Here is a 22,412-nt window from a genome sequence, read left to right as displayed (position 1 = left end):
CAACCAAGCTGGTACCAATGAAGAACATCTATTTTCCCAGACGCAAGTCGCTCAGCCGCCGCACGTTCCTGAGGACCGCAGGCGCAAGTCTGGCGTTGCCCTACCTCGATGCCATGCGTCCCGCATTCTCGGCGGAATCAGAAGCTCCGCAGCCGAAGCGGATGGTGGGAATCAATGTTGATCTCGGGTTCATGCCTGAGCGTTTTTTCCCGAAGCAGTCAGGTCGCGACTACGAATTGTCGCCCTACCTGCAACCCCTCAGCGATTTGCGAGATGACTTCACCGTCTTTTCGGGGCTGCACCATCCCGGTACGGGCGGACTGCACGCGGCGGATGTTTGCTTTCTGACAGGAGCAACACATCCAACACGTCCCGGTTTTAAAAACACGCTCTCACTCGATCAACGGATCGCTCAGGAAGTTGGGCACCTCACTCGATTTCCGTCACTTTCCTTGCGAGTCGGCCCCGGTTCCAAATCATTGTCGTTCACAGCCGATGGCGTTCCGCTGCCGGCGATCGAACGGCCGAGCGACGTGTACCGGCTACTGTTCATGAATGGTTCGGCGGAGCAAGTTCAGAACCAGATGCAGCGGTTGCGAGACGGTCGCAGTTTGATGGATCAGTTCGGTGACGAGATTCAGTCGCTTCAGAGCAGGGTTGGCAACGCGGACAGCCAACGATTGCAACAATACTTCGACTCGCTTCGTGAACTCGAAAAGCGACTCGAGATCCAGGAGGCGTGGTCACAGCGATCGAAGCCAAAAGTGGACGCGCCGATGCCTCAAGACAACACGTCGCCGGGCGGTCTGATTCCAAAGACTCAAATGCTGTTCGATATGGCTCGGCTCGCTTTGGAAACCGACTCGACGCGTGCGATCACCGTGCTGATCAATGAGGACTTCAATCCCACGGTCGATCTGCCTGGTGTGAACGCACCGCACCACGCATTGACGCACCAATCCTCGCAGCAGGAATCCGCGGACGAATTGGCACGGATTGAAACGGCTCAGATGAATTGCCTCGCAAAGTTATTGCGAGAGCTTCGGGACGTCAAGGAAAACGGAGTCTCACTATTGGATCAGACGATGGTTTTACAGGGAAGCAACATTGGCAATGCGGCCCGGCATGATGGCCTGAATTTGCCGGTATTGCTCGCAGGCGGCGGATTCAAACACGGATCGCACCTGAGCTTTGACAAAAAGAACAACGAGCCGCTGGCGAACGTTTTCGTCAGCATGCTGCAGAACATGGGGATCGAAGATGAATCGTTTTCCAGCAGTGCAGGGACTATGAGAGGGCTGGAAACATGATGACGCGATGGCCTGGACTGTCACAATTTGATTTGACTGACAACGTATCGATCGTCACCGGCGGATCAAAGGGGCTCGGCGAGGCGATGGCTGCTGGCTTGGCTTCAGCCGGGTCGCACATCTTGCTGGTCAGCCGCAACGAAGCCGAGGCTCAATCAGCAGCAAGCAAGATTGCCGAAGAGTATCCCATCAAGGCGATTGGCATCGCGGCGGATGTGACGTCGGAAGACGAAGTCAAACAAATGGTCGACCGTGCTCAGTCCGAATTCGGTCGCATCGATACTCTGATCAATAGTGCGGGCATCAACATCCGTGGAGCAATTGAAGATTTGTCGCTGGAAGAATTTCGACAAGTGCAACAGGTAAATGTTGATGCGATGTGGTTGTGTGCAAAACATGTTATCCCCGCAATGAAGCAGCGAAACTACGGTCGGATCATCAACATGGCCAGCACACTGGGACTGGTTGGGCTTGCGAACCGAACACCGTATGCAACCAGCAAGGGTGCCGTCGTGAATCTAACGCGAGCCCTTGGGCTGGAACTCGCTCTGGACAAAATCACTGTCAACGCGATCTGCCCCGGACCATTCCTGACGCCGATGAATGTGCCAATCGCGGAAACGGAAGAGGCCAAGAAATTCATCGTCGGAGCGACGGCGTTGGAACGCTGGGGTGACCTGAAGGAGATCCAGGGAGCTGCGATCTTTCTCGCCAGTCCCGCATCAAGTTACATGACCGGTAGCATGCTGACCGTCGACGGCGGATGGACGGCACGATGAACAGGAACATGAGCCAGCGTCGGTAGCCATGGGCAACAACTTTGGAGACGGAACATGAACAAGCCTTCTTCTATCGATCGCCGTGCTGCAATACGCCAGATGAGTGCGATCACTGCGTTTGTCGCTTCCGCAACAGTGCAACCAGGATTTGCGGACGAACCGGTCAAGCGTTCTGGTTTGGGGATCGTGATGTACGACTGCAACTTGCGTCGCAAGTGGATGAAGAAACAAGATCCATCGGTCAACTTGTTTGATCCCCTGACTTTTGTTCAGCACTGCCGCTCACTTGGCGCGGGAGGTGCGCAAGTGGCACTCGGTTCGCTGTCTCGACGCGACTGCGACAACCTCCGCCAATTCGCCGACGAACACGACCTGTACATCGAGACCATCGTTAAGCCGCCGAGAGATCGTGACGACTTGTCTCGTTTTGATGCTGAGATGAAGGCAGCGCGTAACGCAGGGGCGAAAGCGGCTCGCACGGTCATCATCCCTGGTCGACGCTACGAGTACTTCAACTCCTACGCTGATTTCAAGGCGGCCGCCAAGTTGGGACACGCTATGGTTGAGCGTGCTTTGCCCATCGTCGAGAAGTACGAAGTGCCCTTGGCGATTGAGAATCACAAGGATGAAAGAATCGACGATCGTGTTGCATTGCTCGAGCGAATCAATAGCCCGATGGTCGGGGCATGCGTTGATACGGGGAATAGTTTTTCGCTGCTAGACGATGTCTATGGCTCCATCGAGGCATTGGCTCCGTTTGCATGTTCGGTCCATTTCAAAGACCAATCACTCAGCGAGTATGACGACGGCTTCCTGCTCGGCGACATCCCGCTGGGGCAAGGCAGCTTTGATCTGAAACGCATCGTCGAAATCATCCGAACGGCCAAGCCAAATTTGCAATTTAGTCTCGAGGTGATCACTCGCGATGCGTTGAAGGTGCCGTGTTTGACTGAGGAATACTGGCGAAGCGTTACCGAACCGACAGGAGGTGATCTTGCCAGGACGCTGCAGTTCGTTCGGCGAAACTCTGCCAAAGCGATCTCCGTGACGTCGCTACCGCTCATTGACCAGGTCAAGCTCGAAGACATCAACATCGCATCGAGTCTGAACTACGCTCAGCGAGAGCTTGGTCTATGAGATTCTCAAGACGAAAGATGATCGCGGGTGGAGTCGCTGTCGGTGCCGGTTTGACTGCGAGAGACCGGACGTCATTGTTACGCGGTGAGAGTCCCTCGAATCGCATCCGCGTCGGCGTGATAGGGACGGGGGTTCGCGGCAAGTATTTGATCGGCAATCTACCCGCGTCCGCACAAGTCACCGCAATCTGTGACTGTGCGACTTCACGCATGGCTAAAACGCTCGATCCAAACAAAGAGTTTGCTGAAGTGTTGGCCGACTTTCGTGACCGCCAGGCGCCGCGTTGCAACACCTACCAAGACTACCGGCGGTTGTTGGACACAGAAAAGCTCGACGCGGTCATCATCGCCACGCCCGATCACCATCACGTCCAGGCCGCGATGCTGGCGCTGCAAGCTGGACTGGATGTTTATCTTGAAAAACCAATCTCGGTAACGATTCGCGAGGGTCGATTGCTTGCGGAAATGGTCAAGGCGACCGGCCGAGTTCTGCAAGTCGGCAGCCAGCAACGGACGATGGAAGTCAATCGCTTTGCCTGTGAGTTCATCCGAGACGGTGGACTCGGCAAGGTCACACGTGTCGACTGCCCCAACTATCCCGGTCCGATCTCACGTTCTGACTATCCCGCCGAAGCAATTCCTGGCGGTCTCAATTGGGACCTGTTCGTCGGCCCAACGCCCATGCGTCCTCACAATCGAAAGCTATGGGTCAAAGACGAATTCGAAGTCAATGAACTACTTTGGAGAGGTTGGGACCTGTTCCGTGACTACTCCGGCCACCTCATGACCAACTGGGGAGCACACAACATCGACATGGTTCAGTACGCCCTGGGCATGGACAAATCGGGTCCAGTGAAAGTCATGCCGCTCGATGAGAACACTGCCCGAAACCGAAAGCTTGACATCACCGAATCCGCACTCGAACAAGACTGGAAAGAGAAGTGGCGTCGAAAAACGCCCCGCCCGAACGAGTCGTTTTCTGATGCGATTCGCTTTCGTCCCATCACAATGGAATACGCCAATGGCACGGTGTTGAACTTCCTGCCGGGCATTGGCACCGCAAGGTTCTACGGTGAGCGAGGCACCATGGCGATTAGTCGTAACAAATTCGTCACCGAACCAATTGATTTGGTGAAAGATGCTTCGAGCATTTCAGATGCCGCAAGATGGGACGGAGTCGGTCACGTGGCGCGTCCACACTTGCAGAACTGGCTGGACTGCATCCGATCTCGAGAGACACCCAACGCATCCATCGAAATTGGTCAACGCAGCGTCACTGTGTGTCATCTGGCGAACCTCGCCCGCGAACTAAACCGACCGCTGAGCTGGAATCCTGCCAAGGAAAGATTTGAAAACGATAACGAAGCCAACGCTTCTCTGGATCGGCCACGCCGCAAAACATTCGAGCTACCGACATGATCCCCTGTATCCAGGAGATTTCTTCGGACTCGCTCCTGATTTGCGGTTGCCGGTTTTCACCCCCAATTCAATGGCCGGTTTTGCTCGCGAACCGACACGGATCGTTCCTGCCAAATTCTCAACGAGGCCACAACGTATGTCGGTAGTTTTTCGCGTATTCCTGTTCGCAGCCACATGCCTTTGGACGTGCGAGGCATTTGCCGAATCAATTGACAACACGGAAGCACTCGTTGCGGCGGTGCGAGATGGCGAAGAAGGCCAGACCATTGAAATCGCGGAGGGCACTTACGAACTATCTGAGCCATTGGAACCCAAACCCGGGATGACCATTCGTGGTGCGGGGATGGACAAGACCATCATCACCCATGTCCCGACTTGGAAACCGCCGACGAATACATTGCCAGATCCGGAAATGAAAACCGAAGGCATGGACACTCGGGCCTACCTGATGCGACTTCAAAATGACGCTGCGGGAATCACCATCGAAGGGCTGACGCTCCGCGGACCGGGGATGCACGGTGCAATTTTCGGTCGGGGAAACCGCGATTTGCATCTCCACCATTTGCGTATCGAAGACACCTTGTGGTCGGGCATCCGAACTTTCTCGATGCAACGAGCGAAGATCCACGACTGCGAGTTCATCGACGCGGGCGGCCGTTGGAGACGCGGCCAACCGGGCGTCAAGGGCGGCATCACTGGCGGAGCGATCTTTGCCATCTGGATGAAGGACAGCGAGATTTCACACAACCGTTTCCTCCGCACTCAAACCACCAAACAGGATGAGTTCTACGGGATCAAATGCCGCCAAGCAAAGCGATGTCGAATTCACCACAATACGATCGAAGTCAACTTCTCGATGGAGTTCCCGTTCGAGAACGACGAGGACGTGGAGATTGATCACAACCTTTGCCATGGGACGGTCTCCATCCCAAAACACGCAGGTGGGCCGGTGCCAGAAAGCGGCAGCACGTTTCATATCCACCACAACTATTTCCGAAACAGTTACTCAATCGAATTCGTTCGCAACGGAGTCGATATTGACCACAACTTATTCGACTTCGACCTAACCAAAGACCATGGCAATCTGATATCCGGATTCGGTAAAGCCGCCGCACCAGGCCCCGCCATTTTTCACAACAATCTGGTCAACAATCCGGGGCGTGGTGTCATCTGGATCAACGAGCCGTACAGCAATCTCGTCATCCGCAACAATCACGTGATCACACGCACCACAGCGACCCCGCGCACCGAGGGCTTGTTTGGTTTCCATTCGGACTGCGATTTCAAAACGATCGAGATTCGCAACAATCGGATCGAATGCATCGGTCAAACACGTTCGCTGCTGCGAAGAGACGAGAGCGATGACATGACCATCGAGAACAACCTGCTCATCAACGTTTCGGTCTCAGATCAATTCCAGAACGCCACAACCGATCGCAATGTGGGTCTGGAACAACCGCTGAAGTTCGAGGTTGGCGTCCACGGAGAATTGACAGTGAACGGTTGGTCAACTTCTAGGACTCCGTCGATCCAGTGATGCTGTTCAGTTCAATTCTTGATGTGGTGCCAACCTTCGGTGGTCACAGATCGATTCTCGACCGATTGCGGCCGAGTTTTTTGGCTTCATAAAGCAATTGGTCCGCCCGAGACATCCAGCTCTTTGCATCGTCGTCCGGCCGACGTTTCGCAATGCCAATCGAGAGCCTCAAAAACCCAATCGTCTCTCCGGTACTCTGGCTAACAAGCCGTTTTTTCGAAAAGAAGGCCCGTAGATCCTCTTCGAATTCTTCCACGGCACTCTTGGCCATGTTGGCCAATACCACAGCAAACTCATCACCGCCAAGCCGTGCCACCGGGATCTCCGGTCTCAAATCTGCGAGCGACTTCGCGACAAACTGGATGACATCATCCCCGGTGTCTTGTCCAAAGGTGTCGTTGATGGCTTTGAATTCGTCCAAATCCATGATAGCGAGGTAAACATTGCAATCTTCAGCGGGGGCCATTCGCAAAGACTTGTCAATCAATGAATCGAAGCAGCGGCGGTTTCCGATTCCCGTCAAATGATCGACCAAGAGAGCTTTATTCATCTCACTCAAATCATTCTCAAGTGCGTTGACTTGGGACTGCGATTCGGCAAGCTTCTGCGACATTTCCTCAAATTTCGAATGAATCTCGGCCGTCTCTCGAGCGAGTGACTTCACGCAGCGAACAATCTGATCTTGGCCAATCGATTCGCTTGACAAGATCTTGCCCGCCATCCCAACGGAGTTCCCGAACTGCGACCCTACGGTCTGCTGCTCATTGAGAAGGTCCTTGGCATTACGGAGTTCCTCGACGAGTGACCTACTGACCTTAGAAGCAATTGTTTCCTGCTCCAGGCAGTGCTGTTTGTGGATGGTCAGCAACATGTCCGTATCAACAGACTGCGTTTCATTGACAACGTAGTCGAGACGTTCAGTTAAATTTTCGTTAAGTCCTTCGATGTATCGGTACCACACCTCAAAGACTTCGGGAGTCGGTGGGGTGTTAAACTGGCCCACTCGTTGAAGTGCAGCCTTTGCAATCGCGAATGGATCGGCAGCGGACATGGCTCTCAGGAAGTTCAAGGTGAAATCGATCGCTTCCACGCGAGCGAACGAGACCAGAGTCAATGAGACGACAGTCGATATAGTGAAGACAATACACAGTTTCTGGAACCCGCTGCAGCACCTAGCAAGACGCTCATGTCGCACCCGCCAGAATGAGGTAAGCAAGATACCACCTGAAGCAATCGCCGGCCTCGATGTTCTCTGGCGAAACGTTCTCTGCGAACGATCTGCTTTAAACACTCGCGAGCCCGACGTTCCCATCTGCCATAACTCGCGGCGACTCTGCAGATGAGGTTAGGTATGGACGAAGCTCGGACGCGAGGTCAGAGAGAGCCATCTCTGGATATTGCCTACGCGCCCTCGGTAACGCCAGTCCCGACTTAAACGCCGACATCCATGAAGACTTCGTCGAAATCCTTCTCTACGTTAGGGTGCTCTTTTTTCCGAGGGCGTTTGGCATCATTCGGTACAATCAGATCCGGAAGCTGTCGCCAGCGTCTGGTTCAGCTTCTCAAACAATGCGTTCGTCATTCCAATGCCGTTGGAAGCACCGTCGGTGCTCTTCGCAACGCATTCGAATCTATCCGGGAAGTCTCAGCGCAGGTCGTCGGGGTCAAAGCTAAACCTTCCCAAAGAAGTCCGAGGTCAGTGGTCGCCGCAGTCTATAACGACCGAGTTCAGTTCACACATCTGTTTCCCCGCGTCATGCTCCGCATACAGGATGACGCACCTGTGTCTTGTAATTCCCTTAGTGAGAAAAACATGATTTCATCTTCGAAGCAGTCTGGCTTCTTACTTCATTTGCTCGCTTTAGTACTTCTCGCCTTCGCACCAAATGAGCTGCAAGCACAAAATGACAATTGGCCGGATCGGAGTCGGCTGCCCATCGAGTTGTCGCCGTTCGAGGGCGAGCTCGGGAATACATACAAACAAAGCCAGCCAGATTGGCCGCAACCTCTCAAAGCTCCGGAGGATGCGCCAAATGTCATTGTCATTCTCCTGGATGACGTTGGTTTCGGTCAGACCTCAACATTCGGCGGTCTGATTCCAACTCCCAATCTCGACAAGCTGGCTTCGGAAGGTCTGAAGTTCAACAGATTCCACACGACGGCAATCTGCGGACCGTCGCGTGCTGCCTTGCTGACCGGACGAAACCACCATGAGTGCGGCAACGGTTTTTTGATGGAATGGGCGACTGGATACCCCAACTATTCCACGATGCTTCCCAAGACAACGGCCACCATTGGCGAAGTTCTGAAAGGCAACGGCTACAACACGTGGTGGTACGGGAAGAATCACAACACCCCGGACTGGGAAACCACGGTAGCCGGTCCGTTTGATCGCTGGCCGACGGGAATGGGTTTTGAATACTTCTACGGGTTCAACGCTGGCGAAACGCACCAGTACTACCCCGTCATCTTTGAAAACACCACGCCCGTGGAGCCTGACAAAACTCCGGAAGAAGGCTACCACTTCATGTCCGACATGACGGACAAGGCGATCGCCAGAATGAAGTTCTCTAAGTCGGTCGCGCCTGAGAAGCCTTTCTTCATGTACTTCGCCCCCGGTGCCATGCACGCCCCGCACCATGTGACGGCCGAGTGGCGTGAACCGTTCAAGGGCAAGTTCGACATGGGATGGGAGAAGTACCGTGAACTGGTCTACCAGAATCAGCTCGAGATGGGCATCATTCCCGACGGCACCGAACTGACGCCACGGCCGGATTGGGTCCCCGCTTGGGATAGCCTCAATGATGAACAGAAAAAGGTCTACGCTGCTCTGTTCGAAAACTTCGCTGGGTACTTTGCCTTCACGGACCATGAAGTCGGACGGCTTCTAGATGCAGTGAAGGAATTACCCGATGCCAAGAACACGCTTGTGATGTACATCGTCGGTGACAACGGCGCGTCATCGGAGGGAGGCCCCGATGGGACACTCAACGAGATCAAAAATTTGAACGGCTTGCCGACTGAGCTAGATGACGTCTTGAAGAACCTCGACAAACTGGGAGGTCCGGAATCGGAACCGCATTATCCAGTTGGCTGGGCGTGGGCCGGTAACACACCATTCCAATGGGTGAAGCAAGTCGCCTCGCACCTCGGTGGAACTCGCAACCCGATGGTTGTTTCATGGCCGGCGAAGATCGAGCACGATTCCAAACCGCGTGATGCGTTCTTGCACTTGGTCGACGTGGTACCAACGATCCTTGACGCTGCTGGAGTTCCGATGCCGGAATCGGTCAACGGTGTTGACCAAAAGCCGTTGGCCGGAAAATCGTTCCTCGACAGCTTCAACAACCCTGGTTTTGAAGGGCGTAGGGAACAGTACTTCGAAGTGCTCAGCAACCGATCGATCTACGAAGAAGGTTGGAAGGCGAACGCGCAGCACACCCGTCCTTGGCGACAAGACCTCGCCCCAGGGAACTGGGACAAAGACCAATGGGAACTTTACAATCTGGAAAAGGATTTCTCCGAGGCGAACGACCTCGCGAGCAAAATGCCCGAGAAGCTGGCGGAGATGAAGCGCAAGTTCGACGCGGCAGCGGAGAAACACGATGTCTACCCGTTGGACGATCGCGGTGCAGCGAGACTTGCTACGCCCAAACCGCCGGTACCTGGTGCCGACGAAGATTCGTCGACTTATACATACTATCCCGGCGCAACGCGAATTGCCGAACCTGCAGCGCCTCCGATGAAGAACAGAAGCTGGACGCTTACTGCGAACATCAAGACGAAGGAAGAAAGTACCGAAGGCGTGATCATGGGTTTCGGCGGAGTCGCGGCGGGGATAACGCTTTACCTCGAGAAGGGCGTACCGGTATTCGACTACAACTTCTTTGAAGAGCACACGGTGTTGAAAGGACAATCGCCAGTTCCAGTTGGTGACGCAACGATCGAAGTGGACTTCGACTATCAGGGAGCCGAAGGAGAGGTGGGCAAAGGCGCCAAGATCGCTCTGAAGGTCAACGGCGAAACGGTTGCCATGGGCAAAATGGAGGCGACCGTAGCTGCTCGCTTCGGGATCGATACCTTTGGCATCGGCGAAGACAGTGGCCAGCCTGTGACGGACGCCTATCAAGCACCGTTCAAGTTTTCTGCTCAGATCGAAACAGTGGTGATCGAACTGGAATAGACCCGACGAATCTGAGCATCGAGTTATTCCAACCAACCGGTGCGCCACTCGCACCGAGAATGAAAGGCCGTCGCGAAATTGGATCGGTACACCACCAAAGCTGCTTGAGCAGTCATGGACAGAAGGATCCCATTTCGAAACGACCAGCTGGAATTTTGCTCAACGCGATCACGCTTCCCATCATGATTCACAGCAGTGCTGCCTTGCTGATGTCGCAAAAGTGAGCTGAAGTCAAGCATGCCTAAGCAACGACCACCACCACCTTTTTATTATGTGATGCTTGGCTCGATCAATGTCTCACGTCAAGCGTTGTTGGCGGACTGTCTGCCAACCAACTGCTTGGCGATCAACATCTCACCGATCGACCAAGCCTGGGCGTTGCACCCCTTTGCTGCGTGCGGAGCATTGCCTTCGAAGATTTCGCTCAATTGTCCGATGCAACTTTCGCCCAAGTGCTCTTCCAGTCCGACAAGCCAGTCAGCAGCTACATCGCCGCGATCAGGATTCGCTCGGCACCATGCTCTGACCATTGGCCCAATCAACCACGACCACACCGTGCCTTGGTGGTAGGCGGCGTCCCGCTTGACAACGTCACCATGGTAGACGCCGCGATAATCCGGTGACGACATCGCGAGCGATCTCAATCCCAAAGGCGTCAACAAGTGTTCGACGCAAGAATCGATGACGTCATCCCAGTGCTTTCGATCGAGTACTGGATGAGTCAACGAAAGTGCAAACAACTGATTCGGCCGCAGCGATGCGTCATCGCCGCAATCGCCGTCGACAATGTCAAATAAATGGTTGCCCTCGGCGAACCAAAATCGTTCATTGAACGAGCGGTAGGTCTGATCCACTTGGTCACCAATCGAATCAAGTTGATCTGATGAACCGAATTGACGAAGCCATTCTGAATGGAGTTTGATTGCGTTGTACCAAAGCGCATTGATCTCAACCGCTTTGCCGCGTCGAGGTGTCACAACCCAGTCGCCGGCTTTGGCGTCCATCCATGTCAGCTGGACACCTTCCTCGCCCTGGATGAGCAAGCCATCACTTGGGTCGACTCGGATGCCAAACCGCGTGCCCGTTCGATGTGCGTCGACGATCTGCGAGAGTTTTGGCAGCAGCTGTTGGACGAGTTCATCGTCACCGGTCGCTCGTTGATATTCTGCGATTGCCTGGAAGAACCACAGCGTGGCGTCAGCGGTGTGGTACATCCCTTCTTGGCCACCCTCGGGGAACAAGTTCGGGATCAATCCATCACGCACGTAATCGGCAAACGTCAACAAAATGCTTTTGGCATCGTCGAATCGCCCCGTCGCCAAAGTCAATCCTGGCAGACTGATCATCGTATCGCGGCCCCAATCGGTGAACCAAGGGTACCCTGCGATGATGCTTCGCCGTACTGGCTCCTCGATTCGCGGGTCACTATCGGGACGGTCGGCTTGGCGAGGGGCAGGAGCGATCACGAACTGATCCGCCGCCAATATCAATTCCGATGTGACGTCGTCGAAGGTCTGGCTGTCGATTTTGCAGGATGTCGCTTGCTCGAGCAAGCTGAGACGACGGTGACGCTCTGTTTCGAACACATCTGACGTCAGCAGGCGATCGACATCGTCCCAAGGATCCATCGAAGCGGTCACCAAGATTTCGGTGGCTTTCGCAACGTCCAGATTGAAAAAGCCATCACTGTGCAACGTTCCCATGTGGTCATAGCCACGTGATTGTTCAACACGGTAAAAGCAGCCAGGATCAGACACTGGATCGCAAACGTAGGATGGTTCACAACCATTAAAACGAATTCGCAACGGAGTAGCACATCGTTCAGCGGATACCTCGTACGACCGATCAAGCTCGACGGAACGGCAGCCCGCTTCACATGGCGTGTCGACGGAATCGTTGTGCCCACGAAACTGAACCATCGGCCTCAGGCGGAGTGTCAACGTTTCGCTGGGGTCTGAGCCTAAGTCAAGACGATAGCGAACACAGGCGGTTGAACTCCCATGAGGTAGCACCAATGCTTTCTCAATGGCAAGCGAACCGATGCGGTATTGCCATACCGGGAGACCACCCTCAAGCCGGAAGCTTTCCAAAGCCGAGTCGCCGTGTATCTGAAGACCGTGCTCGACGGACTCCTTCCCCCACAGGCGACCGACCACTTCACCGTCGGCACCAACCACCTCTTCTCGTAATTGGATCAATGACATCGTTCGCCCGAGCGGTGCGGGCAAGTTGGCGACCAGCAAACCATGATGCCGTCGTGTGGGCACGAACCCCAGACTCCCCATCGCGTAGCTTCCGTTTCCGGCCGTTAACAACCATTCGCGAGATACCAATTGCTGCTGTCGCTGGAGCGAGTCTTCAGAGAAGTCGATATGTCGTAGTGGGAGATTCATGATGAGCCTTCATCGATTTGGAACCAACGGTAGCCGTACCCCTCGATATCGATTTCGCCATCGGCGTTGTTGATTGTTTCGTAAGCGGCGTCAGACAACATCTCGGACATTTGCTTCTTCAGATGGACTGGCAAATCCAGCTCGATGCTCAGCGATGATTGCCCAAAGTTATGAACGGCCACGACGGTCTTGTCCCGCCAATCCAAGCGATGCGCCAGTACCTCGGTATTCCCCGTTTCAACGATCGACCACTTGCCGTATCCAAACGCCGGGTTTTCTTTGCGAACGCGGATCATGTGCTCGGTGACACTGAGCAACGATTCAGAGTCACGCTGTTGATCAGTGACGTTTACCTTTTTGTACGAAAATTCACCGCGGTGAATAATAGGACGCACCATGTCGCTGCGGTCAGCCTTGGTGAATCCACCACCTTTGTCGCTCTGCCACTGCATTGGTGTGCGAGTCGTGTTCCGTTCGTCCAGCGACAAGTCTTCGCCCATGCCAATTTCCTCGCCGTAACGCAGCACCGGAGTGCCAGGCATCGTCATCAGCAAGCTGTGTGAAAGCTTAAGCTGTCGCAGGTTGCCCTCAAGCATCGGTGCAAGTCGTCGGCGAATCCCGCGATCGTATATTCGCATGTTTTCGTCCGGAGCCCAAGCTTCGTACATCTCTTCCTGCTGGGATTTACTCAGGCGGCCCACCGGGAATTCGTCATGGTTTCGCAGGAAGTTTGCCCACTGACAATTGTCGGGAATCGGGGGCGGTTGATACATGCCTTCTCGTACCGTCATCGCATTGCCCGACATCAGCGAATACATCAAGTGCTGGTTCAACATGAAATTAAACATCATGTGCAGTTTGTCGCCGTTGCCGTAGTACTTCGGCACTTCCTCCATTCCGACGTTGGCTTCGGCCAGCAGAATCGCATCGCCCTTGACCCAACTGAGATAGTCACGGAACTCACGCAGGTACTCGTACGGTTGATCCACGTTGGCACTGTCCATGTGCTTCAGCTCGATGAGAAACGGAACCGCGTCGACGCGAAACCCTGACACACCAAGCTGCAGCCAGAACGCCATGATCTTGCGAATCTCGTCGCGAACCTTCGGGTTACCGATGTTCAGTTCAGCTTGGTGTTCGTAAAAGCGGTGGAAGTAATATTCCTTTCGCTTGCGGTCGTACGTCCAGGTCGTCTCTTGATACCCAGGAAACACCAGGAAGCCGTCCGCGTTCTCCGGCTTGCTTTTCTTCCAAATGTAGTAATCACGATACGGTGAATCCTCACTCGATCGGGATGACTGAAACCAGGGGTGATTGATCGACGTGTGATTGACGACCAAATCAATGATTACTCGGATGCCACGCTGTTGCGCCGCCCGAATGAAATCGACGAAGTCACCCAGGTCACCCAACCGCGGATCGACGTCGTAGTAGTCCTCCACGTCGTAACCGTTGTCGCGATTTGGCGTCGGATAGAAAGGAGCCAACCAAAGGCAGGTAACACCAAGGCCAGCGAGGTAGTCCAACCGCTGAGTCAATCCGACGAAGTCGCCGATGCCGTCATCGTTGCTGTCCTGGAACGTTTCAACATCCAAGTTGTAGAGGACCGCGTTTTTGTACCAATACTGAAGCAAAGGATATTCCGAGACTGAAGTTGACGGCCGAGTTAAATCTCATCGGTCACCCAACGAGATCGCGGACCGAGTCCGATCGTCCGCTAATTTGCCTCCACCCGAGCAAACCCTATGCCACGAACGCGGCGGAGGATGCACCTCGCAATCGACTCGGTATCAAATCAATCGCGATCGGACGTTCGTCAACCAAATTGATCGTCATCCGCACTCGGCTTGGCCGGTTGCCGGACTCTCAACTGCGGATGCTTTAGCGTCGCTTGCCCCGCGAACTCCGTCGGGAAACCGAAGCAAATGAGTAGATAAAGACCGCATGCTTGTCTCAAGCGAGTCGCCACAATTCGTCCGCGGAAGCCGTGTAGAATGGTTGAGATAGTTAGCTCACCCCAACCTTCGAATCTGCACCGCGGAAATTCCCTTGAACCGAACTCGCACTTGTAGCTTGGCAGCGTTTGCCTTGCTTTTCGTCGCGTCGCCAGCCAACGCCCATTACCTTTGGATCTCGGTCGATCGAGAACCGGCCAAAAACGTCGGTACCAACATCTACTTCGAGGAAGCACCTCATCCCGGCGATGGCTCCTACCTGAACCACTTTTTGGGAAAGAGTGATGTTTGGATCCGAACCATCGAACATCCCAATCCGACTCCGATTCGTGCAGTTGAAATGAAGCAAAGAGACAAACGCTGGATGCGAACCGCTTTGCCATCGGCAGACGAGTTCAGCGTCGACGCATATGGAAAGTTCGGCGTCTACTCATACGGTCAAACCAAGGTGCTTTTGCACTATTACGCGCGGACACTGTCTGTTGATTCACACGACGCCATGCACGAACTCGGTCGCGCCGAGCAAATGGACCTGGACCTGCTGCCGCATGACGAGGGCGATCAATTCGAATTCACACTGCTTTGGCTCGGCAAGCCTGTCGCCGGCCGGATGGTCTTCGTCCGCGGTGAAGACGGATTCCGGAAGAACACGAAGACCGACGCTTCGGGTCGTATCCAATTGCAGCGACCGCCAAATGGCGATCTGACGTTGCGAAGCAGTGTTGAGTTCTCAACGCCCGGTAAAGAAGCAGGCGAACACTACGAGAAGGTCAGACACAACATCACCTTGGTTCTACCAAAGAGTGCCGCTGCAGACGGTCCATGACGCGAATATCCAGTTCTAACCGTTCCAAACCGTCGAGCATCAACGCGGCCAAGACATGACGGGAAACCGAGAACGCGAACTCGCTCGCTGGTGATTCGATAAACACCTTGGTGCCGATACGACAATCGGCTCGTCGGACCGCCGTTGAAGACGCCCGCGCAACACCTAAAAGGCCGGGCAATCAGCAATGTCAATTAGCACTGAAGACGCCTGTATTCTCAGGGAGTCGGTGCGGTGTCTGTTTGGGCCTGGCAAAATCCCCGTTCGCTTTGGATCCGCGACTCCACAGTTCCCTCTTCGATCAAAAATTTCGAGAAGCCTCAGGCCAGACCGATCCATGCGATCGCATCCAAAACCAGCTCGCGTTTGGCGTCGCAGTTGAATTTGGTCTACCGCGTCTCCTAGGCGCTGCTTCTGACCTTGAAGCGGGCAGTCGAATTGACAAGTGAGCTCAACGAGCCAGTGGACCGTTAACGACCACAGCGCCCAGAAAAACGAAGGCCGCTCGTCGTGTCGTCCTTCGAGGTCCGGCGGAGTGAGGTTCGTTTTAGTCCTCAGCTCTCGGCGGCTAGGCCACATGTCACAACGCGGATTGGCTAACTCTTTCTCGGCACAGTTAGTCCCGGTCACCACCTCATCGAGACAACCAAAATCGAAAACCAGCGACAGAAAAACTGGACACACCCCAAGCCTTCGTCTTCAGTATTTCGGATTCTCCGCCTAAGACGAATGGTACAGCAACTTCTCACCACCATGCACACCATCGAGTCGCCCACCGAAAACGATGAGTGGATACACCTATCAATAGTCTTCGCAGAACCAGATGTTCACTCGATCTGGTTGGCACGACGCCCGAATGGTTTCCTTGTTTCAATTCCACAAACTACAGCTGGCGTAGGCTCGCGAAGTCTGGTCTTCCATGACTGGAACCACGATCCAATCCAGGCGTCTTGCCGCTAACAAGCTACAATGTAATTTCGCGCGTTCTCGATCAGCTTCTCGATATCAAGTGGCTTGTGCAGCACCACATTCGCACCAAGAAACCGCAGCCGATTCTTTGTGACTTGATCATCAAGAGAGCTGACGACAATGATGGGAAGATCACGAATCTCAGCACAGTCGTGGCGACGGATGCGATCAATCAAATCCCCTCCTCGCAAACGCGGCATCTCGAGATCCGTCACGACAGCATCAAAGCGGCGAGCGATGAGCAGCTCGACAGCAGCGATGCCGTCCGGGGCTGAAAAAGTTGCAATCCCAATCGAAACAAGGGTTCGCTGGATAAGAAACCGAACCATTGCCGAATCATCGACGACCAACACGGTTGCCTGCTGTCCGGTATGTGAATTGATGAGTTCCATTGGGTTGCCTTTCGGACTCTGTTGACGAGCAACCCACATGCCAAAATGCAACACACTGCGGAAACACGCAGTCTCATGAGCTTCTTCAAGCTTCACACCCATCGTCGCTACTGCTCACCCTTTAGCAGCTTGGCGACTCGGCTAATCAAGTCCGGAGCGTCGACCGGCTTGGCAATGAACTGGGTACAACCAGCCGCTAGAGCTTCGTCGACTTCTTCGGATGTCGCACCGGCGGTCAAGGCGATGACGGGCATTGTGAAACCTTCATCGCGAATCCGCTGAGTCGCTTCGCGACCGTCCAGCTCAGGCATTTGCATGTCCATCAAAATGATGTCGAAAGGGCGTCTCTCTGATTCAGCGTCATGCACCGCTCGCACCGCCTCCGCACCATTGACCACTTCGACAATATCGGCACCCGCGCGAGACAGAAAGCGACTGGTGACCAACCGGACGTCACGTGCGTCGTCGGCGATTAAGACCCGTGCTGAAATTTGCTGAACCTCTTTCTGCACGGTTCGCTTGACAGAAAGATCGCTTGCAGACGCTTCAATTCGATTGGCCGACTCGTCGAAGGGCAGCAACAAGGTGAAGCAACTCCCTACACCTTCGGTGCTCTGCACCGTTATGTCTCCACCAAGTAATTTGGCGAGCCGTTTGCTTATGACCAATCCTAATCCGGTCCCTTCCACACCAACCGCCTTGTTGTCGTGGACCTGCGAAAAGGTCTGAAAAAGCCGCGACAGGTTTTGTTCTGAAATGCCGATGCCGGTGTCGATGACGCGGAACCGAAGATCGCTGCCGGTGTCTTCATCCACATCAACGAGCACCTTCACGTCACCATTGGGCGAGAACTTCAGCGCATTGCCAATCAAATTCGCCAGAATCTGTTCAAGACGCGAACGGTCGCTGTGCAAACGCTCAGGCACCGGCGATGCAAATTCAAATGACAACGGCACACCAGAGGACTTGCTGCGGTGACGCATCAGTTCCTTGATGTCGGTCAACATCGGCAACAATTTAAACCGAGTCTTGCGAACCTCTAATTTTCCGGCTTCGACTTTGGACAGGTCCAAGATGTCGTTGATGATGCGAAGCAAGAATCGTCCGTTGCGGATGACTGTTTCCAAGTTGGCCGGGTCAACAGATTTGCCATCGCGAACATCACGCAGTGCGATGTCGGAAAATCCCAGGATAGCTGTCATCGGAGAGCGGATTTCGTGGCTCATGTTCGTCAGGAACTTGCTCTTCGCTTTGTTGGCTTCCTCGGCGGCGAAGCGAGCCCGTTCGAGATAAGCCTCGGTTTCTTTTCGGCCCGTCACATCGGTCATGTAAACCGCTGCTCCACCTTCAACCGGAAAGACGCGAGCATCGTACCAACGATTCAGAAACCTGGAGAAAAACTCAGTCAGTTCACCCCTTTGAGATCTCCGAACCCGATCGATCGCCGCGATCAATGGTGCCTCGGATTCACCGGCAAACAACTCTTCGTAAGAACGGCCGGTGAGATCGCCGGTTAGGGCCGTGAGTTGTCCCGCGGAACGATTGGCAACCTGAATCTCCCCCGTCTCATCAAAACTGACGAATGGATCATCGCTTTGCTGGATCACCTCGGTGATGATCGCTCGAGAGGCGGATAATTTTTGCTCCGTCTCTTTCCGCGCGGTAATGTCTTCGATCAACGAGATACAACATTCAGGGCTGCCGTCCCGGTTGCAACGCAGCGACGCTGTTAGATTGATCCAAATGACATGGCCGTCGCGATGGATATACCGCTTCTCCATCGAGTAGCCGGTGGTCTCGCCGCGTTTCATTTGTGCGAATTGAACGAGATCCTTGTCCAGGTCCTCCGGATGCGTGATGTCTTGAAATGTCTTTGTTTTCAATTCTTCGGAGGGGTAGCCAACGATTGAACACAGCTTTTCGTTGACCCTCAACCACTCTCCGTTCATCCCGACATGAGCCATCCCAATGGCGGCATTCTCGAATGTGCTGCGGTATTCCAGTTCGCTGGCCTCGAGCGTTCTCCGAGCCTCAACGATGTCGGTGGCGTCGTTCTGAACGCCGACAAAGTGCGTCACCACCCCTTGGCTGTCCTGAATTGGGGTGATGATCAGATCGTTATAAAACTGGGATCCGTCGCGGCGATAATTTAGCAGCGTCACACGGCATTCTTGTTTCTTCTGGATGGCGTCACGAATCATGTCGACATTGGAAGGATCCGTCTGTGGCCCCTGAAGAAAGCGACAGTTGCGACCGACGATTTCTTCAGGAGCGAATCCGGTCAGGTTGAAGAAACCTTGATTGGCATACACGATCGGCGTGTCTTTGGCTTGCGCATCGACGATAACAAATCCATTGCTTGCGGCATCGATTGCCCGTGTTCGCAGGTTCAATTGTTCTTCTGCGACTCGCATCACCGTGACGTCGTAGAACGTAATCGCCGCGGAAGAAACGCGATCGTATTCGTCCAATACTGGCGTGACGCGTATGAGCAGATTTATTTTTCGCCCATTGAACTTGACGTAAATTTCTTTGGCAGCAACCTCGCCTTTCTTGGCGAGTTCCTTGATCAGTTCTTCGCAATGCCCCCAGACGACGGCGGGAATCACATCTCCCAGCTCAACGTTTCGATCCACATCCACGTCGTTTCCGAACAGGCGTGTCGCCCCGTTGTTCCAACTGCTGATGCGTCCACTTAATTCAACACCGATGATTGCGTCCGTGCTGTCCTCAAAGATTGATGTCAATTTACGTAGACGTTCGGATGTCTCCTTGACGCTGCGGAGATTGGTCATGGTCAGCAAAGTGCCGCTGCCATTCTGGTAAGGAGTTACCCGCAGCAGAATGGGATCTCGACGTCCGTCGATCGTTTCCATCTCGATCGAACGACCTTCTTGATTGGCCTGCTTGACCACCTCAATCAATTCAATATCCTCGAAAGCGTGCGTATAGGTCGCTAGTGGTTGCCCGTCGACATCGTGGCGACGAATTCGCAAAATATCAGCTGCTGCGGGCGTGATCCGGCGAATGTTGTTTTCGTTGTCGACCAACACGATACCGATATCACTTTCTCGCATCACGTTTTCGAGATCGGTTGTCAATTCGGTCAAAACATTCAGACGACGACTGCTCTCTGAGTTGGTTGTGTGCAGTTCTTCGTTGACGCTGTGCAGTTCCTCGTTCGTGCTTTGTAGCTCTTCGTTGCTACTAGTCAGCTCTTCGTTGCTCGACTGCAATTCCTCGTTGGTAGTCTCGACTTCCTCGATGGTGGCTTGCAGGTTCTCTCGAGTAAAATCAAGCTCCAATTCGAGCATGCGGATTCGCTCGGTCAACATGGGAACGTTCGCTGCTGACGGTGACGCAGTCACCGTATCGGTGTCTCTGTGCCGATCGACGGTCTCCGGCTCCCGTGTTTCTCGCACGGGCGAGGCCAATACTTTTTGTCCCACCGAGCCATCCCGGTGAAAAGAGATAAAGTAGTGCGTTTCGCTTAGGTTTCGATGCGGAATCGCTTTAACGCGGATTTCCACAGAGCTGCCCTCAACAATCGCTTGTTCCGATTCGGCGCTGCGCTGATTCAGTTTCATCCGCTGCATCAAAATCGTCAGCGGCATGCCCAAGCTCTCAACCAGCATGTCTTCGATCGTGCCGCTGAGTCGACCACGCATTGCAACGGTGTAGTCCGAAATATCTCCGAAAACCTGCAGTGCCTGAAGAGAGTCATCGACCAATACACCATTGGGTGCATATTGCGAGAGCAATACGTCGTAGCTATTGACCAACGCCGCCGAAGGTGCCCGAGTCGAACGTGGTCGTATCGACATGCCGACATTGGTGGGCGGTCGCTTTCGCAACTTTAGGTCCAATGGCATGTGGCTGTCGCGTTCTTTTTGAAACAACCGCCAATGCTTGTCGAGTGGCGTGAAGTCGTCAGCCAAATCGCCCGGCGTTTCACTGGGCCCAAGCCACAACACACCACGACTCCGCAGTGCGTGAGCAAACGCCCCGAGCACTCGGGCCTGGGCCTCATCGACCAAGTAGATCAAAAGATTGCGGCAAGTGACCAGATCGAGATTCGTGAACGGTGCGTCTCGCAATACATCATGACGAGCGAACACGATCGAGTTGCGGACGTCCTGATTGATTTCAAAACCGTCGGCGTGACTGTTGATATATCGTTCACGCAAATCTTTCGGAATCTCGATCAACGATTCCGGCGGGTACAAACCTCGCTGGGCAAACCGGATCGCATCGGGATGAACATCCGTGGCAAAGATTTTGACGGTGATGTCCACGCCGTTCTTTCTGACCTCATCATGAATCAGCATCGCAACGCTGTACGCTTCCGGACCCGTTGCACATCCGGCGACCCATGCTCGCAGCTCATCGCCGGCCGCTTTACTCTCGACAATCTTGGAGATGCACCGTTTTCGCAATCGAGTGTAGCCGTCTGGGTCACGAAAGAATCGAGTCACGCCGATCATCAAGTCGTCGGCCAATCGTGACACCTCGGCCGGATCAGAATCTAACTTGTCAATGTATTGGTCCAATTGATCGATCTTGGACATCATCATGCGGCGAGATAATCGGCGGCTGAATGTCCCGTGCTTGTATTGTCCGAAGTCGACGCCGCACGATCCTTCCAAACGCTCGTAGACCAAATCCAGTTCATTCCTCTCAATCGCTGGTGACGTGTGCGCGACAACTTCGTCGATTGAATCACCGCCGAGATACAGCGACAAAGACTCTGCCAGTTCCGGCACCGGACCGACGATGTGGACGACGCCGGTCTTGATCGCGTTGAGCGGCATCCCGTTGAACTGAGCCGAGTCTTCGTCCTGACACATGACAATGCCACCGGACATGTTGACTTCGACGATTCCGTTGCTGCCGTCGCTGCCTGTGCCCGACAGAACGACTGCGGCAATCTTTCGGGACGTCTCACCAATGGCCTGTTCGGCAAGTGAGTAGAAGAATCGGTCGATTGGCAAATTCAGCTCACCGTCGCTCTCGCGTTCCCTTTCGCGATCAAACAGCTGCAATGTTCCTTCGACCAGTTCAGCCTGCTTTCCCGGAGGCAACAAATACACTCGGTTGGCCTCGGGAGTGACCGGATCGGTCATTTGCACGGTTGGCATCTTTGTCCGCCGGCCGAGCAATTCCGGCATGTGACTTTGGTAGTCCGGCGACAAATGCTGAATGACGACGAACGCAGCACCAGTTTTGGCGGGTAACTGCTCAAAAAGCATTTCGAGTGCCGTCAAACCTCCGGCAGAGGCTCCGATGGCGACAATCGGAGTGGAGGCGAATCGAGGTGCGTCTTGCATAGGATGGCGGCGTTCGATTTATCCGACGGTGCAATACCGACGCACCCGATCGACGAACGGGATGAAAGTCACGAAGGAGCAGGACGCTACGTTGAACTGAGCAAAACGCAGCCGCCATGGGTGCGTGTGTTCGCCCACTGGATGGTCAACAATCTCGCAGCAAGCTGGGTCAGTTTAGTGCCCTCG

12 protein-coding genes are annotated in these 22,412 nt (G+C 54.3%); 7 read left to right on the top strand and 5 right to left on the bottom strand.

Going from position 1 to position 22,412, the window contains the following annotated elements; translation table 11 throughout:
- The first annotated feature begins 17 nt into the window (after nucleotides 1-17).
- From RE6C_RS15695 to RE6C_RS15675, 5 genes are all read left to right on the top strand, one after another.
- Nucleotides 18-1,310: a DUF1552 domain-containing protein gene (locus RE6C_RS15695; RefSeq protein ID WP_008658019.1), complete on the top strand. Its 1,293-nt coding sequence runs from the start codon at nucleotides 18-20 to the stop codon at nucleotides 1,308-1,310.
- Nucleotides 1,307-2,089 (top strand): SDR family NAD(P)-dependent oxidoreductase, encoded by a 783-nt coding sequence (locus RE6C_RS15690; RefSeq protein WP_008658018.1) that lies wholly within the window; start codon nucleotides 1,307-1,309, stop codon nucleotides 2,087-2,089. The genes RE6C_RS15695 and RE6C_RS15690 overlap by 4 nt, the downstream gene beginning before the upstream one ends.
- Nucleotides 2,090-2,143: 54 nt before the next feature.
- The gene (locus tag RE6C_RS15685) at nucleotides 2,144-3,226 is read left to right on the top strand and encodes a sugar phosphate isomerase/epimerase family protein (RefSeq protein ID WP_039962248.1); all 1,083 of its coding nucleotides are present in this window, start codon (nucleotides 2,144-2,146) and stop codon (nucleotides 3,224-3,226) included.
- On the top strand, nucleotides 3,223-4,644 hold the full coding sequence (locus tag RE6C_RS15680; RefSeq protein ID WP_236618250.1) for a Gfo/Idh/MocA family protein: 1,422 nt from the start codon (nucleotides 3,223-3,225) through the stop codon (nucleotides 4,642-4,644). Before RE6C_RS15685 ends, RE6C_RS15680 begins: the two co-directional genes overlap by 4 nt.
- Before the next feature lie 136 nt (nucleotides 4,645-4,780).
- Entirely contained in the window at nucleotides 4,781-6,181 is a 1,401-nt protein-coding gene (locus tag RE6C_RS15675; protein WP_236618249.1) for a right-handed parallel beta-helix repeat-containing protein, read from the top strand.
- A gap of 43 nt (nucleotides 6,182-6,224) precedes the next feature.
- Here RE6C_RS15675 and RE6C_RS15670 read toward each other — a convergent pair whose 3' ends face one another.
- Entirely contained in the window at nucleotides 6,225-7,295 is a 1,071-nt protein-coding gene (locus RE6C_RS15670; RefSeq protein WP_008658014.1) for a diguanylate cyclase domain-containing protein, read from the bottom strand.
- Nucleotides 7,296-7,994: 699 nt separating this feature from the next.
- On the opposite strand from RE6C_RS15670, the gene RE6C_RS15665 reads away from it, so the two are divergent.
- Nucleotides 7,995-10,364 carry an arylsulfatase gene (locus RE6C_RS15665; protein ID WP_008658013.1) on the top strand — a complete coding sequence of 790 codons (2,370 nt, stop codon included), beginning with the start codon at nucleotides 7,995-7,997 and terminating at the stop codon, nucleotides 10,362-10,364.
- Between the two features lie 302 nt (nucleotides 10,365-10,666).
- On the opposite strand, the gene RE6C_RS15660 is transcribed toward RE6C_RS15665, so the two are convergent.
- Complete coding sequence (locus RE6C_RS15660; protein WP_008658009.1) at nucleotides 10,667-12,757, bottom strand: amylo-alpha-1,6-glucosidase; 2,091 nt, start codon at nucleotides 12,755-12,757, stop codon at nucleotides 10,667-10,669.
- Entirely contained in the window at nucleotides 12,754-14,391 is a 1,638-nt protein-coding gene (locus tag RE6C_RS15655) for an alpha-amylase family protein (protein WP_008658008.1), read from the bottom strand. Before RE6C_RS15655 ends, RE6C_RS15660 begins: the two co-directional genes overlap by 4 nt.
- Before the next feature lie 415 nt (nucleotides 14,392-14,806).
- On the opposite strand from RE6C_RS15655, the gene RE6C_RS15645 reads away from it, so the two are divergent.
- On the top strand, nucleotides 14,807-15,538 hold the full coding sequence (locus RE6C_RS15645; protein WP_236618248.1) for a hypothetical protein: 732 nt from the start codon (nucleotides 14,807-14,809) through the stop codon (nucleotides 15,536-15,538).
- A 956-nt stretch (nucleotides 15,539-16,494) separates the two neighbouring features.
- Here the strand turns inward: RE6C_RS15645 and RE6C_RS15635 are convergent.
- Together RE6C_RS15635 and RE6C_RS15630 are read right to left on the bottom strand one after the other, a co-directional pair.
- Nucleotides 16,495-17,001: a response regulator gene (locus RE6C_RS15635; RefSeq protein ID WP_008658005.1), complete on the bottom strand. Its 507-nt coding sequence runs from the start codon at nucleotides 16,999-17,001 to the stop codon at nucleotides 16,495-16,497.
- Nucleotides 17,002-17,006: 5 nt separating this feature from the next.
- Entirely contained in the window at nucleotides 17,007-22,226 is a 5,220-nt protein-coding gene (locus tag RE6C_RS15630) for a PAS domain S-box protein (protein WP_008658004.1), read from the bottom strand.
- Nucleotides 22,227-22,412: the final 186 nt, after the last annotated feature.

Source organism: Rhodopirellula europaea 6C (genome assembly GCF_000338295.1).
In the GTDB taxonomy this organism is placed as follows: domain Bacteria; phylum Planctomycetota; class Planctomycetia; order Pirellulales; family Pirellulaceae; genus Rhodopirellula; species Rhodopirellula europaea.
This window is presented reverse-complemented; position numbering and strand designations above follow the sequence as displayed.